This is a genomic window from Methylobacterium phyllosphaerae (assembly GCF_001936175.1).
GTDB classification, from domain to species: Bacteria; Pseudomonadota; Alphaproteobacteria; order Rhizobiales; family Beijerinckiaceae; genus Methylobacterium; species Methylobacterium fujisawaense.
Genome location: NZ_CP015367.1, coordinates 3,875,041 through 3,891,126, shown reverse-complemented (window position 1 = coordinate 3,891,126; position 16,086 = coordinate 3,875,041). Strand labels below are relative to the sequence as shown.

At 72.0% G+C, this 16,086-nt stretch carries 17 protein-coding genes; 5 read left to right on the top strand and 12 right to left on the bottom strand.

Features of this window, described 5'->3' with window-relative positions; all coding sequences use genetic code 11:
* Positions 1-4 precede the first annotated feature (4 nt).
* The 3 genes from MCBMB27_RS17770 to holA all read left to right on the top strand — a co-directional run bounded on the left by MCBMB27_RS17770 (position 5) and on the right by holA (position 2,726).
* Entirely contained in the window at positions 5-961 is a 957-nt protein-coding gene (locus tag MCBMB27_RS17770; protein ID WP_043346866.1) for an AEC family transporter, read from the top strand.
* Positions 962-1,130: 169 nt separating this feature from the next.
* Positions 1,131-1,676, top strand: a complete 546-nt coding sequence (locus tag MCBMB27_RS17765; protein WP_043346867.1) for an LPS assembly lipoprotein LptE — start codon at positions 1,131-1,133, stop codon at positions 1,674-1,676.
* Positions 1,677-1,682: 6 nt separating this feature from the next.
* Entirely contained in the window at positions 1,683-2,726 is a 1,044-nt protein-coding gene (gene holA / locus MCBMB27_RS17760; protein WP_075380961.1) for a DNA polymerase III subunit delta, read from the top strand.
* Between the two features lie 7 nt (positions 2,727-2,733).
* On the opposite strand, the gene MCBMB27_RS17755 is transcribed toward holA, so the two are convergent.
* From MCBMB27_RS17755 to mnmG, 5 genes are all read right to left on the bottom strand, one after another.
* On the bottom strand, positions 2,734-3,468 hold the full coding sequence (locus tag MCBMB27_RS17755) for a class I SAM-dependent methyltransferase (protein WP_075380960.1): 735 nt from the start codon (positions 3,466-3,468) through the stop codon (positions 2,734-2,736).
* Between the two features lie 137 nt (positions 3,469-3,605).
* Complete coding sequence (locus tag MCBMB27_RS17750; protein WP_053609629.1) at positions 3,606-4,499, bottom strand: ParB/RepB/Spo0J family partition protein; 894 nt, start codon at positions 4,497-4,499, stop codon at positions 3,606-3,608.
* 61 nt (positions 4,500-4,560) lie between these two features.
* Entirely contained in the window at positions 4,561-5,418 is an 858-nt protein-coding gene (locus MCBMB27_RS17745) for a ParA family protein (RefSeq protein WP_043354859.1), read from the bottom strand.
* Entirely contained in the window at positions 5,415-6,050 is a 636-nt protein-coding gene (rsmG, locus tag MCBMB27_RS17740; protein ID WP_075380959.1) for a 16S rRNA (guanine(527)-N(7))-methyltransferase RsmG, read from the bottom strand. Before rsmG ends, MCBMB27_RS17745 begins: the two co-directional genes overlap by 4 nt.
* A complete protein-coding gene (gene mnmG, locus MCBMB27_RS17735; RefSeq protein WP_075380958.1) occupies positions 6,047-7,954 on the bottom strand; it encodes a tRNA uridine-5-carboxymethylaminomethyl(34) synthesis enzyme MnmG in 1,908 nt (635 codons plus the stop codon). The genes rsmG and mnmG overlap by 4 nt, the downstream gene beginning before the upstream one ends.
* Positions 7,955-8,370: 416 nt before the next feature.
* Between mnmG and MCBMB27_RS30260 the strand changes: the two genes are divergently transcribed.
* Positions 8,371-8,520, top strand: coding sequence for a hypothetical protein (locus tag MCBMB27_RS30260; protein WP_164706362.1), 150 nt, complete (start codon positions 8,371-8,373; stop codon positions 8,518-8,520).
* A gap of 210 nt (positions 8,521-8,730) precedes the next feature.
* Here MCBMB27_RS30260 and MCBMB27_RS17730 read toward each other — a convergent pair whose 3' ends face one another.
* Entirely contained in the window at positions 8,731-8,952 is a 222-nt protein-coding gene (locus MCBMB27_RS17730; RefSeq protein ID WP_043353346.1) for a heavy-metal-associated domain-containing protein, read from the bottom strand.
* A gap of 85 nt (positions 8,953-9,037) precedes the next feature.
* Positions 9,038-9,910 carry a MipA/OmpV family protein gene (locus MCBMB27_RS17725; protein ID WP_051976115.1) on the bottom strand — a complete coding sequence of 291 codons (873 nt, stop codon included), beginning with the start codon at positions 9,908-9,910 and terminating at the stop codon, positions 9,038-9,040.
* A gap of 285 nt (positions 9,911-10,195) precedes the next feature.
* On the opposite strand from MCBMB27_RS17725, the gene MCBMB27_RS17720 reads away from it, so the two are divergent.
* The gene (locus tag MCBMB27_RS17720) at positions 10,196-11,668 is read left to right on the top strand and encodes an EAL domain-containing protein (RefSeq protein ID WP_075380957.1); all 1,473 of its coding nucleotides are present in this window, start codon (positions 10,196-10,198) and stop codon (positions 11,666-11,668) included.
* Positions 11,669-11,709: 41 nt separating this feature from the next.
* Here MCBMB27_RS17720 and MCBMB27_RS17715 read toward each other — a convergent pair whose 3' ends face one another.
* The 5 genes from MCBMB27_RS17715 to bla form a co-directional block, all read right to left on the bottom strand.
* On the bottom strand, positions 11,710-12,960 hold the full coding sequence (locus MCBMB27_RS17715) for an OprO/OprP family phosphate-selective porin (protein ID WP_167380419.1): 1,251 nt from the start codon (positions 12,958-12,960) through the stop codon (positions 11,710-11,712).
* A gap of 239 nt (positions 12,961-13,199) precedes the next feature.
* Positions 13,200-14,048 carry a pantoate--beta-alanine ligase gene (gene panC / locus MCBMB27_RS17710; protein WP_043356904.1) on the bottom strand — a complete coding sequence of 283 codons (849 nt, stop codon included), beginning with the start codon at positions 14,046-14,048 and terminating at the stop codon, positions 13,200-13,202.
* 140 nt (positions 14,049-14,188) lie between these two features.
* A complete protein-coding gene (locus MCBMB27_RS17705; protein ID WP_043356906.1) occupies positions 14,189-14,545 on the bottom strand; it encodes a hypothetical protein in 357 nt (118 codons plus the stop codon).
* A 67-nt stretch (positions 14,546-14,612) separates the two neighbouring features.
* Positions 14,613-15,098, bottom strand: a complete 486-nt coding sequence (locus MCBMB27_RS17700) for a YbaK/EbsC family protein (protein WP_043356908.1) — start codon at positions 15,096-15,098, stop codon at positions 14,613-14,615.
* Between the two features lie 11 nt (positions 15,099-15,109).
* Positions 15,110-15,988 carry a class A beta-lactamase gene (gene bla, locus MCBMB27_RS17695; protein ID WP_053609610.1) on the bottom strand — a complete coding sequence of 293 codons (879 nt, stop codon included), beginning with the start codon at positions 15,986-15,988 and terminating at the stop codon, positions 15,110-15,112.
* Positions 15,989-16,086: the final 98 nt, after the last annotated feature.

Sequence of the window (16,086 nt, the reverse complement as noted above, 5' to 3'; positions counted from 1 at the left end):
CGCCATGCTCTCGACCGTGCTGGTCGTGCTGCCGATCTTCGCGCTGATCTTCGCCGGCTGGCTGGCCCGCCGGATCGGCGTGCTCGGCGCCGCCGCCACCACCGAACTCAACCGGTTCGTGGTCTTCCTGGCCCTGCCGGCCCTCCTGTTCGACGTCACCGCCCACGCCCATTGGAGCGCCATCTGGAAGCCCGGCTTCATCGGCGCCTTCGGTCTCAGCAGCCTCGCGGTCTTCGCCCTCACCGTGCTGATCCGGCGCGGGGAGGGGCGGCCGCTGGCCGATGCCGCGGTGGACGGGCTCAACGCCGGCTACGCCAATACCGGCTTCATGGGGTTCCCCCTGGCGCTGGTCGCCTTCGGGCCCGAGGCGCTCGCCCCCACCACGGTGGCGGCGATCCTGACGGTCTGCGGCGTGTTTGCGGTGGCCATCGTGCTGATCGAGACCGGGCTGCGGCGCGAGGCGGCCGCGTCGGGCCGCAGCGGCCCCCGCATGCCCGTCTGGCGGTCGGTCGGCCGCTCGCTCATGCGCAACCCGCTTCTGGTGGCGCCGGCGCTGGGCGCCCTCGTGCCGAGTGCCGGACTGACCGTGCCGGAATCCGCGGAGACCTTCCTGAAGCTCCTCGGCGGCGCGGCCGCGCCCTGCGCCCTGGTGGCGCTCGGCCTGTTCCTGGCCCAGACCCGTCACGCCGGCGGCGGGCAGGGGCGGACCGCCGCGCTCCTCGTCGGCCTCAAGCTCGCCCTTCATCCGCTGCTGGCCTACGGCCTCGGCCGCTACCTGTTCGACCTGCCCCCGCTCCTGCTGCACACCGCGGTGCTCATGGCCGCCCTCCCCACGGGAACCGGACCGTTCATGCTGGCGGAGTTCTACCGGCGCGAGGCCGACCTGACCGCCACCGTGGTGCTGGTCTCGACGGTGCTGGCGATCGTCACGGTCTCGGCCTACCTGTCGGCGATCGCCTAGGATTTGCGGCCGGTCATCGGATTTCTCTCCCGCCGCGGCATGACATTCGGAAACCGGACGATCACGCTCTTGCCGCAGAGGAATCGTAACGTTTGCCCCCTAGCGTCGTGGCGCGGCATGCCGTGTCCGCGCTAGAACGATCCGACAAGCGGGGGCGGAACGACGGCGGATGGTGGGTTCGGGAGTTTCCATCGCGGGGCGGATCGTCCGCCTCGCCTGCGCGACCGGCCTGGCGCTGAGCCTCTCGGCCTGCTTTCGGCCGCTCTACGGGCCGACCGCATCGGGCGAGTCCGTCCAGGCGCTGCTCGCCTCGGTCCAGGTCGACGACGTGGCGATGGCCCAGGGGCAGGAGCGCCTCGGCCATTACCTGCGCAGCGAACTGGTCTTCGATCTCGACGGGTCCGGTCATCCGGCGACCAAGCGCTACCGGCTGAAGCTGTCGGGCTCCGAGATCGTGCAGACCCCGATCGTCTCCTCCACCACCGGCCGCGCCGAGGCCGGCACCCTGGTGGCCAACATCAAGTACAGCCTCGAGGATATGAGCGGCGCCAAGGTCTATACCGAGGGCGTGGCCACCTCGACCGCGACCTACGATCGCTCGGTCCAGCGCTTCGCCAGCCAACGGGCGGCGCGGGACGCCGAGATCCGGCTGGCGAGCGTGCTGTCCGATCAGATCAAGAGCCGCCTCGCCGCCGTGCTCTCGACGAAGCCGTAATCCGACGTGACGGCGGTCAAGGCGGGTGAGATCGAGGGGCTGATCCGGCGCGGACCCGATCCGCGCATCCCCGTCATCCTCGTCTACGGGCCGGATACCGGGCTGGTCACCGAGCGGGCCCGGAAGCTCGCCGAGGATTTCGTCGACGACCCGGCCGATCCCTTCGCGCTGGTTCGGATCGACGGCGACGCCCTGGCGGCCGATCCGGGCCGGCTGTGCGACGAGGCCGGGACGATGGGCCTGTTCGGTGGCCGCCGGTCGATCTGGGTCCGCCCGGGCACCCGCAATTACGCCCCCGCCGTCGAGGCGGTGCTCGGCGCGACGGTTGCCGACGCCCGCATCGTCGTCGAGGCCGGGGATCTCGCCAAGAACAACCCGCTCCGCACCCTGTGCGAGCGCTCTCCGAAGGCGCTGGCGATCCCCTGCTACGCCGACGACGAGCGGACCCTCTCGGACCTGATCGAGCGCACCCTTCAGGAGCGTGGCCTGCGCATCGACCGGGCCGCCCGGGAGGTTCTGGCCCGCAGCCTCGGCGGCGACCGCCGGGCGAGCCTGATGGAGATCGAGAAGCTCGCCCTCTACGCCGGGGGCGAGGGGGGAGGGGACAAGACCGTGACCCTCGACCATGTGGAGGCGATCACCAGCGACGTCGCGGCGAGCGTGCTCAACACCCTGATCGATGCCGCCTTCGACGGCCGCCGCGACGCGGTGGAGCGCGATTACCGCCGCTTCCGGCACGAGGGCCTCGACCCCGGCGTGGTGCTGGGCTCGGCGCTGCGGCACGCCCTGACGCTGCTCACCACCCGGCTCGACAATCCCGGCAAGACGCCCGCCATGATGGTCGCGACGTGGCGCGGCCTGCATTTCAAGCGCAAGGCCAGCATCGAGGGCCAGCTCGGCGCCTGGCCGCCCGGCACCCTCCGGCAGGCCGTCGCGGCCCTGCAGGCGGCGGTCCTGGCCTGCCGGCGGGCGGAGCCCGACCTGGCCCACGCCCTGGCCTCGGCGGCCCTCCTGCGGGTCGCGGAGGCGGGGGCGCGGCGGCGGCGCTAGTCCGGGCTCAGGCGCCGTCGGCGCTTCCGGCACGGCGCAGCGCGAGCCACGCGCCCCAGAACAGGCTGGAAAAGAAGCGGGTCGGAGGCGCGAAGCCGGCGGCATCCAGCAGGGCCGCGACGGCCGCCTCGGAATGGGGCGGATCGGCCCCCTGCAGGATCTTCCCGCGTCGGGCCTCGATCGCGTCGGCGCTGGCGCCGTGCTGGCGCCAGCGTTCGCCCCAGGCCGCAAGCAGCAGGGGCTGACTTGCATACGCGTAATGGTTGCCGGCGAGCACCAGAGGCGCGCCCGGCTTCAGGCGCCCGGCAATGGCCCGCAGGATCGCCCGTTTCTCCGCGTTGCCCGGCAGATGGTGCAGCACGCCGATCAGAGTCGCGGCGTCGTAGACCGCGTCCTGGGGGAGGGCATCCACCGTTCCGAGGACGATCTCGGTCCGGTCGTGGAGACCGTCCTGCTCCAGCCGCGCGATCGTGAGATCCATCATGGCGCTAGACGGGTCGACGGCGGTGAAGCGCCAGCCGGGCTCGAGGGCCGCCGCAGTGACGATCTCCGGGCCACCCCCGCCCGCCCCGACGATCAGCAGCCGCGCAGGCGTGCCGCTGCCCAGGACGGCGGCAAGCATGCAGGCGGCGAGCTCATGGCAGGCCTCGTAGCCAGCCAGGGCGATCCGGCTCTGCTGCGCGTATTCGCCGGCCCGGTCGGCGCCGAATTTCCGAGCCGCCGCGCTGGTACCGTCCGCCAAGGTCCGGCTCCCCGGTCATCCGGACTGCGGACCGGCCCGCATGTCCCAACTCTGGGCCGGGCGGCACACGCGCTCCGGCCACCGATACGGCACGCGCTCGGACCCGCGAGCGCCACCGGCAGGGCAGGGGGGCCCGATCAGGCGTCCGAGACCTTGAACCGGTTGAGCAGGGCCTGAAGCTCGTCCTTCGTCTCGTAGCGGATGCGGATCTCGCCCGAATCGGCGTCCTTCGGCTTGTAGGAAACCGGGACGCCGAGCGCCCGGTGGATCCGCAACTCCAGATCGCGCACCGGCGCGGGGCGCTCGGCCGAGAGGCGCGGGCGCCCGGGGCGGGGTGCCTCGGCCGGCGCGGCCTCCGCGGAGGCGATGGCCTCCACGTCCCGGACCGACAGACCCTCGGCCACGACGCGGCGCGCCGTCGCCTCGGGATCGCGCACGGCCAGCAGGGCGCGGGCATGACCGGCGGTCAGCTCGCCGGCGGAGACCCGCTCCTGCACGGAGAGCGGCAGGTTGAGCAACCGGAGCGTGTTGGCCAGATGGCTGCGGCTCTTGCCGAGGATCTCGGCCAGCTCCTTCTGCGTGTACGAGAAATCCTTCATCAGGCGCTCGTAGCCGGACGCCTCCTCGATCGCGTTGAGGTCGGTGCGCTGGACGTTCTCCAGGATGGCGAATTCCAGGGAGCCCCGGTCGTCGATCTCGACCACCACCACCGGCACCTCGTCGAGGCCGGCGCGCTGGGCCGCCCGCCAGCGCCGCTCGCCGGCCACGATCTCGAAGGTGCCGGGCACGTCGCCGATCGGCCGCACCACGATCGGCTGGATGATGCCCCGCTGGCCGATCGAGACCGCGAGCTCCGACAGCTCCGTCTCGGCGAAGCTCCGGCGCGGGTTGCGCGGGTTGGCACGCAGGAACTCGATCGGAACCTTGCGCTGCTCCTCGGCCTTGGCCGACCCACGGCCCGCCTCGTTGAAATCGCCGATCAGCGCCGCGAGCCCGCGCCCCAGTCGAGGCTTCGCCCCCTCCTCCGCCATGATCGCCACCCGTGTCACGCTCCACACTCCCCCTCTTCGAACCGGAGGGGGCTCAAATCAATCAGGCCGCGGCCGGAACCCGGCCCTCGCGCTGGATCACCTCCGAGGCGAGGCGCAGGTAGGCTTGGCTGCCGGCGCATTTCAGGTCGTACAGCAGCGCCGGCTTGCCGTGCGAGGGCGCCTCGGAGATCCGGACGTTGCGCGGGATCACGGTCTCGTAGACCTTGTCGCCCATGAACCCGCGCACATCCGCCACCACCTGGGCGGAGAGGTTGTTGCGCGGGTCGAACATCGTCAGCACGATGCCCTGGATCGTCAGCTTCGGGTTCAGGGCGCCGCGGACCTGCTCGACGGTGCGCAGCAGCTGGCTGAGGCCTTCCAGGGCGAAGAACTCGCATTGCAGCGGCACCAGCACCGCGTCGGCCGCCGCCAGGGCATTGATGGTCAGCAGGTTGAGCGAGGGCGGGCAGTCGATCAGCACGTAGCTGATCCGGCTGAGGCTCGGCGCCTGGGTCAGGCTCTTCAGGACGCTGCGCAGCCGGTGCGCCCGGTCGGGCAGGGTGGCCAGTTCCAGCTCCAGGCCGAGGAGGTCCATGGTCGAGGGCGCCAGGGACAGCCGCGGCACCGCCGTGGGGACCACGGCCTGCGCCAGGGAGGCTTCGCCGGCCATGACCTCGTAGGTCGAGACCCTGCGCTTGGCGCGGTCGATCCCGAGACCCGTGGAGGCGTTGCCCTGCGGATCGAGATCGATCACCAGCACATCCTCGCCGATCGCCGCCAGGGCGGTGCCGAGGTTGATCGCCGTCGTGGTCTTGCCGACGCCGCCCTTCTGGTTGGCGAGCGCCAGAACGCGCAGAGGGCGTCGCATGGATGAATCCATGGACCGGTCGGCGGAATCGCCGAGGATCGCTTCGCTCATCGGTGGCTCGGGGCGGCGAGGGCAGTGACGCGCACGATCCGGGCTTCGGAATCGGTCCGGCTCGGCACGAGGTCGTTAACGACTGTCCACTGCGCGCCGGCCTGGGTCAATTCGGCTTGTACGTCCCGGCCCTTCGGAAACAGTCCGGTGGTGCCCGTTTTCAACAGAGGCTCGGTCCAGGCGAGGAGCTGCGTCATCGGCGCGAGGGCGCGGGCGCAGACCACGTCGGTGCCGACATAGTCCCCGATCACCGCCTCGATCCGGGCGTTGCGCACCCGGGCCGGGGCTCCGGTGAGCCGTGCGGTCTCGGTGAGGAAGGCGCATTTGCGCGCGTTGCTCTCCACGAGGTCCACCCGGATGCCGCGCTCCTGGCCGGCGATGGCCAGGATCAGGCCGGGGATGCCCGCGCCGGAGCCGAGATCGAGCCACGTGCGCGCCTCCGGTGCCAGGTCGAGCAGCTGGAGCGCATCGTCGATATGGCGGCTCCAGACCTCCGTCAGCGTCGCCGGGCCGACGAGGTTCTTGATGGGCTGCCAGCGCCGCAGCTGGGCCACGTAGAGGTCGAGCCGCTCGGCTGTTTCACGTGAAACACCGGAAGCCGCGAGGACGCGGGCGCGATCCGGATCGCTCATGCCGAAAGCGGGTCCACGGGGGCCGCGACCGGGACCGATCGGGCGCCGCGCCGCGCATGCGCGGCCAGCAGGGTCAGGGCCGCTGGCGTCACGCCCTCGATCCGCGCCGCCTGTCCGAGGGTCCCGGGGCGCACGGTCTCGAGCTTCACCCGCATTTCGTTGGAGAGCCCGCTGATCGTCGCGTAATCCAGGGCCGGCGGCAGGCGCACCGCCTCGTCCCGGCGGAAGGCCGCGATGTCCGCGTTCTGACGATCGAGATAGACCGCGTAGGTAGCGTCTGTCTTCATCCGGTCGGCGATCCGCGGGGCGACATCCGCGAGGTCCGGCCACACCGCCGCCAGATCGGACCACGCGATCTCCGGATAGGCCAGCAGCTGGAAGCCCGTGCGGCGGATGCCATCGCGGTTCAGGCTGATCCCATGGGACGCGGCCTGGCTCGGCGTCAGGCTCACGGCTTCGAGGCGGGCGCGGGCTTCGTCCAGGGCCGCCTGTCCGGCCGCATAATGGGCCGCCCGGTCTCCGCCGACGCAGCCCAGCGCGATCCCCCGCGGCGTCAGCCGGGCGTCGGCATTGTCGACCCGCAGGGACAGCCGATACTCCGAGCGCGAGGTGAACATCCGGTAGGGCTCGCTGACCCCCTGGGTCACGAGGTCGTCGATCATCACGCCGAGATACGACTCGGCCCGGTCGAAGCCCACGATGCCGCGGCCGCCCGCGTGCCGGGCGGCGTTGAGGCCGGCTACCAGCCCCTGGCCGGCTGCCTCCTCGTAGCCCGTGGTGCCGTTGATCTGGCCGGCCAGGAACAGGCCCGGCAGGCGCTTCACCTGCAGGCCGACATCGAGTTCCCGGGGATCGACGTAATCGTACTCGATGGCGTAGCCCGGCCGGAGGATCGCGGCCCGCTCCAGCCCGGGGATCAGGCGGACGAGATCGTGCTGGACCTCCTCCGGCAGCGCCGTGGAGATGCCGTTCGGGTAGATCGTCGGATCGTCGAGGCCTTCGGGCTCCAGGAAGATCTGGTGCCCTTCCCGGTCGCCGAAGCGCACGACCTTGTCCTCGATCGACGGACAGTAGCGCGGGCCCCGGCTGGCGATCCCGCCGGAATACATCGGCGAGCGGTGCAGGTTGGCGCGGATCAAGTCATGGACGGCCTGGCTCGTCCGGGTGATGCCGCAGCGGATCTGTGGCGTCGTGATCCGCTCGGTGAGCGTCGAGAACGGCACCGGCTCGGCGTCGGCCTCCTGCATCTCCAGGCCCGACCAATCGATGGTCCGTCCGTCGAGGCGCGGGGGCGTGCCGGTCTTCAGGCGTCCGAGGCGAAGGCCGAGGCGGTCGAGGGTCTGTGCCAGCCCGATCGCCGGCGCCTCACCGACCCGGCCCGCCGGGATCTGCCGCTCGCCGATATGGATCAGCCCGCGCAGGAAGGTGCCGGTGGTCAGCACCACTGCGCCGCAGGCGAGGGTGCGCCCATCCGCCAGACCGAGGCCGCAGAGGTGGCCATCCGCGTCGAAGGTCAGATCCTCGCAGGCGCCCGCGATCACCGTGAGCCCCGCGGTCTCGGCGACGGCGGCCTGCATGGCGGCGGCGTAGAGCTTGCGGTCGGCCTGGGTCCGGGGGCCGCGCACCGCCGGCCCCTTGCGGCGGTTGAGCAGGCGGAACTGGATGCCCGCCGCGTCGGCGACGCGGCCCATCAGCCCGTCCAGGGCGTCGACCTCGCGGACGAGATGGCCCTTGCCGAGACCGCCGATGGCCGGGTTGCACGACATCGCCCCGATCGTCGCCGGATCGTGGGTGACCAGCGCCGTGCGCGCGCCGCAGCGCGCCGCCGCGGCCGCGGCCTCGACGCCGGCATGGCCGCCGCCGACGACCGCGACGTCGAACCGGGCGGAGGAGGTGGTGAGCATGGGGTGACGAGCAGCCTTTCGCAGACATCCCGCCGCGGATGCGGGTGACGCACACCCGCTGTCCTCCGGACTGGAGCCCGGGGGCGGCGGTTCTTCCGGGAGGTCTAAGCGGGGGCGGGCGCGGCGGTCAACGCGTCCCCGTCGTCCTTCGCCAGACGCGGCCTCCGTCCAGGTCACCGGTCGAAGCCGGAAATGGATACGATATTCGGTGCGATCGAAGCGCCGAGATCTATCGTCACCTCAAGCATTGCTCGTGAAGGATGCGTGAGGACTTGGCTATCGTCGCTTGCCAGTCACCCCGGACCGTGCAAGTCTTGCGCCGTGACTTCATCCTGAACGGACAGCGCCGTCCGGCAGGCTCACGAGAGGGGCTGTTTCGCCGCGTCGCGGGGCGACGCGGGATGAGGAGATTCGACATGTCGTCCCTGACGATCGGTCTGGGGGCCGCCTGCTGCGCGGCCGGCGCCGCCGCCCATTTCCTCGACCGCACCCAGCGCAAGGAAGGGCTGTTCGGCCTCGCGGGCTTCGCCCTGCTGCTGACGGGGATGTTCCTGAGCCGCTCCTGAGCGGGGTTCCTCGGAGGCCGGCCATCATCGTCCCGATACCTGCTCGGTCAGGATGCCTGCTTGGCCAGGATGACGGCTTGGCCAGGAAGACGGCTTGGCCAGGAAGACGGCTTGGCCAGGAAGACGGCTTGGCCAGGACGATGGAGCGCCGCGACATCTGCCGCCGCAGCCCGACACCCCGGATCCGGCGTTCCGGGACCCGACTCGGCGTCAGCCCGTCATGGCCGTCGCGGTGTAGCCGGCCTTGGTCAGGGCCTCGGCGAGGGTGAGCGCCTGCGCGCCGGTGCGGATCGCCACCCGCCCGGCGTCCCGGTCGACCTGCACGTCGGCCGCGGGATCGATCCGCTTCACCGTGCGGGTCACCGCGGCGGCGCAGCCGTCGCAGGTCATCCCCTCCACCCGCATCAGCAGGTCGGTGCGCGTCTCGTCCATCCGGGCCTCCATCAGCCGTATCGCCTTCCGTCGTATCGCCGGGATGTCGGGCCCGGGTGCGACCGGTGCAAGCCGTGCGTGCGGCTCAGAACAGCGCAGGCATCCGGAAGGCGTAATCGATCCGCAGGCCGAACTGGTACTGATTGGGATTGCCGAAGGGTCGACGCACGAGCGGGCTGTTGCCGGAGGCGCCCAGGATGCGGGTATAGCCGGCATAGGCCGTGTAGGCCCAGGTCTCGCTCTGCGTGTAGGTCACGCCGCCGAGCACGCCCGCCGAGTAGAAGCTGCGCGGGTCGTAGGGGGTGACGCGCCCGTTCAGCGCCGCCTCGATCGGGGAGACGCCGAAATACTTCCGGGCGTAGCTGGCATCGCCGATGTTCAGGCGCGGCCCGATGGAGAACAGGAACTTCTCCGCGGGGATCAGGTAGTCGGCCGCCACCGAGCCGACCGTGCCGTGGTGACCGTAGAGGCCCTGGCGCACCTCGACGCGGGTCCGGATGAACGAGACCGGGTAGAACTCCGCGAACACGCCCGGCTCCACCGCGAAGCGGGCGTCGCGGAAGCCGTACAGGTGCCGCCGGTCGTCGCCGTAATAGCGCCCCGGCACGAAGCGCGCGGTCGGGCCGATCCGGAACGACTCGGTGTCGAACAGCGACAGGCTGAACCCGTCATCCGGCGTCGAGAAGCGGCGCGGCTCGCCCACCCGGCGGATATCGATCGAGGGATAGCCGACGGCCGTGTAGTCGCTGGCGCCGGGATAGCGCGGCACGGCCTGGATCGAGCCGCTCAGCGTGACGATCCACGTATTGGGATCGATCATCGCGAAGGTCGGCGTGGTGCGCGGAAGATCTGCGCCGAGATCCGCGGCCTGCGGCGCCGTCGCGCCGAAGGCCGCGAGGAGCGCGCCGGCGCCGAGAACGGCGCGAAATCGGGAAGTACGCGGGGGGACGAACGTCATGGCCACGCTTTATGACCCTTTTTCATCCCCTCCGCATTCGCAAGCCGCGCAACCCTCCCCGGAGCGCCTCGCAATCGGATCCGCCGTGATGATTCCGCAACGTTCCAGCGGGCGCCGGCGTCACACCGCCCGGAATTAACAGGTGATGGCGCATCATCCTCCTCCCGGAGCCTTGCCGGGCCCGGTGCGCCCGGCCAATGATCCAGTGATTCGGTTCGCGCCCGGTGGGGTTCGCTCGGGATGTCCCCCGGCGACCGGCGCGCGTTCCCGGCAGGTGGTTAGACGATGGTCCCGGTCCTCGGCCGGTATGCGGGGCTGTTGACGGTCGGCCTTCTCGGGCTCGTCGTGTTCGGGCCACTCGCGGTGTTCCTGCCGCTCTGGAGTGCCATGACGCTCGGCGTCGCCGCCGCCCTGGCCGGCGGTCTCGCCCTGACCCGTATCGCCACCCTGAAGGCGCGCTGCGAGAAGCTGTCCGGCGAGGTCGATCTGCTGTCCCGGCGCCTGCTCAAGGTCGAGACGGCGGGGGCCGGCGCCGCGGCTCAGCCGCGCCCCGAAGCCGCCGAGGCGGCGTTGCGGGCGCAGATCGAGGAATTGACGGTCGAATTCGGGTTGCTCAGCGGCATCGTACGCGACCTCACCACCGTGCTGAGCGCGCAGGATGCCGAGATCGCGGCCCTCAAGGCCCGGCCGGCGGAGGCGCTCCGGCCGCAGCCCGAGGCGGTGCCCGGCGCGGCCCTTCCGGACGCCGCCCCGGCCCCGGCCCTGCCGCGTCCGCAGGTGTCGGCCGCCCCCCCGCGCGAGGACGGGGCGCTCCGGCCGCAGGCGGTTCCGCCGGACCCGCAACCGGCCCCGAACCCGGCCCCATCCGTCCCGGCACGGCCGATCCCCCCGCGGCCGATCCCGCCCCGGCCCGCGGCTCCCCCCGTCGACGAGGCCGGTCTCATCGGCGCCTTCGAAGGGGACGGTCTGGAGATCCATCTGCAGCCGGTTGTCACCCTGCCTCAACGCAAGGTCGTGGCCTACGAGGCGCTGGCCCGGCTCCGGATCGGCGGCCCCGGCGTTCCGCCGGCCGAGCCCGAGGTCTTCCTGCCCGTGCTGGAGCGCTTCGGACGGACCACCGAACTCGACCGCCGCATGCTGCAGCGGGCCACCATCGTGGCGCGTCACCTCGCCCGGCGCGGCAGCGAGACGCTGCTGACCTACAGCCTGTCGCCGCTGTCGCTGTTCGAGCCCGGGCTCCTGCGCGAGCTCGCCCGCACCGCCACCGACGATCCGGCCCTGGCAGGTCTGACCATCGCCCTGCCGCAGGCGAGCTGGCGCCGTCTCGATGCAGGCCAGCGGGGCCTGCTCGCGCCGCTCCGGGGTCGGATCGGCTTCAGCCTCGACCGTCCGGACGACCTGCGCTTCGATGCGGCCGAATTCGCGGACCGCGGCATCGGTCAGGTCAAGGTCCCGGCCGAGATGCTGCTGCGCCCGCGCTCCGACCGGGGCAGCCTGTCCGACATCGCCGTGGAGGACATCGCACCGGCCCTGACCCGGGCCGGCATCCGCCTGATTGCCACCGGCGTCGCCGACGAGGCCGACGTCCCGGACCTGATCGACCTCGACGTGCCGTTCGCCCAGGGCACGGCCTTCGCGGCTCCGCGGCCGGTCCGGTCGGAGGTTCTGGCCGCCCCGCCCGTCGAGCAGCCCGTGCCGCCCCCGGAACCGACGCCCGAACGGCGCCCGTTCCGATCGGTCCTGCGCCGGGCGGTGTGACGGGCGTCAGCTGAGGCCGCTGGCTTTCCCGGCACGCGCCGTCACCAGTAGATCTGCAGGCGTGCGATCACCGTGTCGACCGAGAACGAGGCCGTGCCCAGGGTCGCGGATTGGGCCTCCCCCGGCTGCACGCGCCCGTGAATGACGTTCCCGATCAGCCGCAGATTCGGCTCCGGATACCAGCTCAGGCCGAGGGTCACGTCCTGCTCCATGCCCCCGCGAAAGCCGCGGGCGTTCAGGTCGATGGCACTGTAGCGCGCGGCCAGTTCGAACACGCCGATCCCGCCGCGGGACACACGCTGCGCCTCCGGAACCGCCACGCCCCTGAAGGTCGCGTAGGTGGTGCCGCTCTGCGGCGTCAGCGCGTAGGCACGGCCTTCGCCGTTGAGCACGAGCGCCGCCTCGACATAGCCGCCCTGGAAGTCGAGCGCGGAGCCGGATTGTCCGGGGCCGCGGAACGGCTGCAGCGCCGCGTAGATGTATTCCGCCTGGATCAGGACCGGACCGCGGCGATAGGCGAATTCGGCACCGAGCCGGGACACGCTGGCGGCATCGGGGAGATCGCCGGTGTCCACCAGGGGGCGCTCGAACAGGAAGGCTCCCGCGGGGCTCGAGAAGCCGAAGGCTCCGTCGGACCGCGATCGGTTGCGGACGATCCCGGCGAGACCGAGATGCAGGGTCTCGTCGGCGGTCATGATCGGCGCGACGGTGGCGCGGGCCGCCACCGCGACACCATCCCCGTCGATGCCGTTGCTGGCGGCGTTGCCGAACAGGCCGGCCACCGCGGTCCAGGCCTGCCCGTGATGCCCGGCCGCGACGCCGAAGCGACGCTCCGGCACGAGGGCATTGGCCACCGAGCGCTCGACGAACAGGGTGTCGTTGTTGCTCTGCAGCCATTCCAGGCTGAAGGGCTCCTTCATGTTGCCGAGCGTCAGGATCGTGTCCGGCAGTCCCTTCCAGGCCACCAGCGCGTCGTTGATCGGCAGCATCGGGTCGGCGAAATCGTACTGGAAGGCGATCACCCAGTCGCGGCCGATGGTGAGCGTCGGCTCGATCCAGGCCCGGCGCACGGCGACGGTGTCGGGGAAGGCCTCGGGCAGGTCCGGCCGGCTGAAACCCGCCGCACCGCCGTCGATATGCAGCCGGCCGCCGATCTGGAGCTTCACATCGGGCGCGGGGAAGGTGAGGGTCAGCCCCTTGGCATCGACGCGCAGACGCTCGCCGTACGGGCCGGCCATCCCCTCGAACGCGTCCTCCCCGGCGCCCGCGGGCACCGCCAGGGCGAGGGACATGGCCAGGACGGCCGGAGCGGTGCGCGGTCCATTCACGGTCCCAGCAGAGAACAGGTCGGCCGGCCGGAGCCAATGAGCCGATGGCGCAAAATCCGAAAAGTCCGAGGGCCGTGGCCAGACGGCCACGACGGCGCGCGCCCGGTCGAGGGGGCGGTCGAGGGGCCGGGGGCAACACCCGGCGGCACGGCTGTGGGGTGCATTCCCCCGATCCCCGCGTCGCCGGCCCGGGTCCGGCCAGCCTACACGGCGCGGTTGTCGATCAGCCGGGTCCGGCCCAGAAAGGCGGCGGCGAGCACGCGGGCCGGGCCGTCGACCCGTTCCACTGGCGCCAGGGTCCGGGCGTCGCAGACCGCGAGATACTGGACCCGGAACCCCGCCGCCTCCAGCGCCGCCCGCCCGGCGGCGATCCGCCCGGCCACGGGGGTGCCGTTGCGGGAGGCCGCCGCGATCTCACCCAGGACCGCCTGAAGCTTCGGGGCGACGGCACGCTCCTCGGCCGAGAGGTAGCGGTTGCGCGACGACAGCGCGAGGCCGTCGGGCTCCCGCACGGTCGGCACGCCGTGGATCTCCACCGCGAGGTCGAGATCCGCCACGGCCTGCTGGATCACCCGAAGCTGCTGGAAATCCTTCTCGCCGAACAGGGCGACGTCCGGGCGGACTTGGTTGAGGAGCTTGGTCACCACCGTGGCGACGCCGGCGAAATGGCCGGGCCGGAACGGGCCGCACAGGCCCTCGGTCAGGCCTGCGACCTCGATCCGGGTGGCGAAGCCCGGCGGGTACATGGTCTCCACGCCGGGCGTCCAGGCGGCATCCGCGCCGGCCTGCGCGAGCAGGGCCAGATCGGTCTCCAGGTCGCGGGGATAGCGGGAGAAATCCTCGTTGGGGCCGAACTGGGTCGGATTGACGAAGATGCTCGCCACCGTCCGGCGGCCGATCCGCCGCGCCTCGGCCACGAGGGCGAGATGCCCTTCGTGCAGGGCCCCCATGGTCGGGATCAGGACGACGCGCTCACCCGCCGCGCGCCACGCGGCGACGCATCGGCGCAGAGCTGCGAGATCACGGAAGGGCTGAAGGGTCGGCTCGGGCACGGGACGGGCTCCGGGGGAGGGCAGGGCCGGTCTAGAGCATGATGCGGAGCGGTGGAATCCGGCACTCCGATCAGCCTGCGTGAACACGGGCCTGGATCTGCCGCGGCGACGCGGTCTCCGGAATGGCGCGTGTTTCGGCGTCAGGGGCAGTAGGGCAGGAGGGAGCGGCCGAAGGGATCGTCCACGCCGGGCGGCGGCGTGAAGCCGTAATAGCTCGGATGCCCCAGGCCGTACTCGGAGCCGACATAGCTCGGATCGTCCGGCGCGTTGGTGGGCACCGGCACCCGGCGGGGCGTGCAGCCCACCGGCACGGGACGGGACCGGACGGCGTAGACCGGGCGGCGATCGAGCCCGTCGTTGCGCGGGAAGAAGCGCGGGCTGGCCCCCACACCCGTCTCGGCGGTTCCACGGATGTCGAGATCCGCCCCGCGGGCCGATCCCGCGAGCAGCAGGACGAATCCGAGCGCCGTCATCGCCCTTCGTCCCGTCTTCCGCATGCCGTACCCGTCTCCGCCGGAAGGCGTCACCGTGGGGCGGCAGGGTAAACGGATGATTACCGCGCGCTCACGTGAGCGGCACGACGAGGGCCTTCAGGGCGCCGACGAGATCGCCTTCGGTCAGGCGGATCTGCAAGCCCCGACCGCCCCCGTTCACGTGGATCTCGGCCGCCGGGTCGGTCAGCGATCCGGCATCGATCGCCGTCGGGACAGGCCGCTTCTGCCCCAGGGGACTGATGCCGCCGACATGGTAGCCGGTCAGCCGCTCGGCATCGGCGGGCTTGAGCATGGCCGCCGCCTTGCCCGAGAAGGCGGCGGCGACCCGCTTCATCGACACCTCCTTGTCGGAGGCCACGAGCAGGCAGATCGTCCGTCCGTCCACGGCCGCCATCAGGGTCTTCAGGATACGTCCGGGCGCGACCCCGAGCGCCTCCGCGGCCTGCAGGCCGATGCGCGGGGCGTCCGGATCGTACGCATAGACGTGGAGGCTGTGGCGGATCCCGGCCTTGTCCAGGGCGAGCGTCGCGCGGGTGGTCTTGGCGGGGGTCTTCATGGGTCGTCCGGTCAGGCTGCCTGTGCTCGCGCGGCGATGAGCCGGCCGATTTCCGCGTAGGCCGCCGCGTAGGTCTCCGGGGACGCCGTCGAGCCGGTGACGTAGACCGCCACGACAACCGGTGCACGCCCCGGCGGCCGCAGGATCGCGATGTCGTTGATCGAGCCGTTGTCGCCGCTGCCTGTCTTGTCGCCCACGATCCAGTCGGGCGGCAGCCCAGCCCGCAGGCGCTTGCGCCCGGTCTCGCAGGCGATCATCCAGGCTTCCAGCCGGCCGCGCGACGCCGGCGACAGGACGGTGCCCAGGAGGATCCGGCCCAGGCTCGCCCGCATGGCGTCCGGCGTAGTCGTGTCGCGCGGGTCACCGGGGAGCGCCGTGTTGAGGGTGGGCTCCGTCCGGTCGAGGCGGGTGACGGGGTCACCGGTGTCGCGCAGCCATGCGGTCAGCGCCTCGGGGCCGCCGAGGCTCGCCAGGAGCAGATTGGCGGCGCTGTTGTCGCTCCACACGATCGCGGCCGCGCAGAGATCCGAGACGGTCATCTGTCCTGTCCCGGCACCGGCCTCCAGGGCCTTCCGGGTCACCGGCGCGTAGCTCAGGAGGTCGCCGGAACCGTAGGCGACGATCCGGTCGAGGGTCTCGCGGCCTGTATCGACCCGCGCCAGCACCGCCGCCGCCGCCAGCACCTTGAAGGTGCTGCACATCGGAAAGCGCGCGTCCGCGCGATAGGCGGCGAGGACGCGGTCCGCCGTGGCGGCCGCAATGCCGAGGCGACCGTCGAGCCGACGCTCGAGGGCGCCCCAGTCCGGCTCAGCCTCGGCGGCCCGCAGGGGCAGGGCGAAGGGCGCGGCGAGCAGGCCGAGGCTGACGGTGCGGCGGGTCGTGACGAGCATGGCGCATCCGGGTTCGAGGGCGCGACGCCGCAACCCGGCGCGGCACCGCGACGCCGGAATGGTATAGGGCACCCGCACCTGTTTCACGTGAAACTCTG

Excerpts from the sequence above, each read along its gene's own strand:
- MCBMB27_RS17770 (WP_043346866.1), top strand. The coding sequence starts at position 5 with ATGCTCTCGACCGTGCTGGTCGTGCTGCCGATCTTCGCGCTGATCTTC.
- MCBMB27_RS17765 (WP_043346867.1), top strand. The coding sequence starts at position 1,131 with ATGGTGGGTTCGGGAGTTTCCATCGCGGGGCGGATCGTCCGCCTCGCC.
- MCBMB27_RS17750 (WP_053609629.1), bottom strand. The coding sequence starts at position 4,499 with ATGGCGGAGGAGGGGGCGAAGCCTCGACTGGGGCGCGGGCTCGCGGCG.
- MCBMB27_RS17745 (WP_043354859.1), bottom strand. The coding sequence starts at position 5,418 with ATGAGCGAAGCGATCCTCGGCGATTCCGCCGACCGGTCCATGGATTCA.
- rsmG (WP_075380959.1), bottom strand. The coding sequence starts at position 6,050 with ATGAGCGATCCGGATCGCGCCCGCGTCCTCGCGGCTTCCGGTGTTTCA.
- mnmG (WP_075380958.1), bottom strand. The coding sequence starts at position 7,954 with ATGCTCACCACCTCCTCCGCCCGGTTCGACGTCGCGGTCGTCGGCGGC.
- MCBMB27_RS30260 (WP_164706362.1), top strand. The coding sequence starts at position 8,371 with ATGTCGTCCCTGACGATCGGTCTGGGGGCCGCCTGCTGCGCGGCCGGC.
- MCBMB27_RS17730 (WP_043353346.1), bottom strand. The coding sequence starts at position 8,952 with ATGGACGAGACGCGCACCGACCTGCTGATGCGGGTGGAGGGGATGACC.
- MCBMB27_RS17725 (WP_051976115.1), bottom strand. The coding sequence starts at position 9,910 with ATGACGTTCGTCCCCCCGCGTACTTCCCGATTTCGCGCCGTTCTCGGC.
- MCBMB27_RS17720 (WP_075380957.1), top strand. The coding sequence starts at position 10,196 with ATGGTCCCGGTCCTCGGCCGGTATGCGGGGCTGTTGACGGTCGGCCTT.
- MCBMB27_RS17715 (WP_167380419.1), bottom strand. The coding sequence starts at position 12,960 with ATGTCCCTCGCCCTGGCGGTGCCCGCGGGCGCCGGGGAGGACGCGTTC.
- MCBMB27_RS17705 (WP_043356906.1), bottom strand. The coding sequence starts at position 14,545 with ATGCGGAAGACGGGACGAAGGGCGATGACGGCGCTCGGATTCGTCCTG.
- MCBMB27_RS17700 (WP_043356908.1), bottom strand. The coding sequence starts at position 15,098 with ATGAAGACCCCCGCCAAGACCACCCGCGCGACGCTCGCCCTGGACAAG.
- bla (WP_053609610.1), bottom strand. The coding sequence starts at position 15,988 with ATGCTCGTCACGACCCGCCGCACCGTCAGCCTCGGCCTGCTCGCCGCG.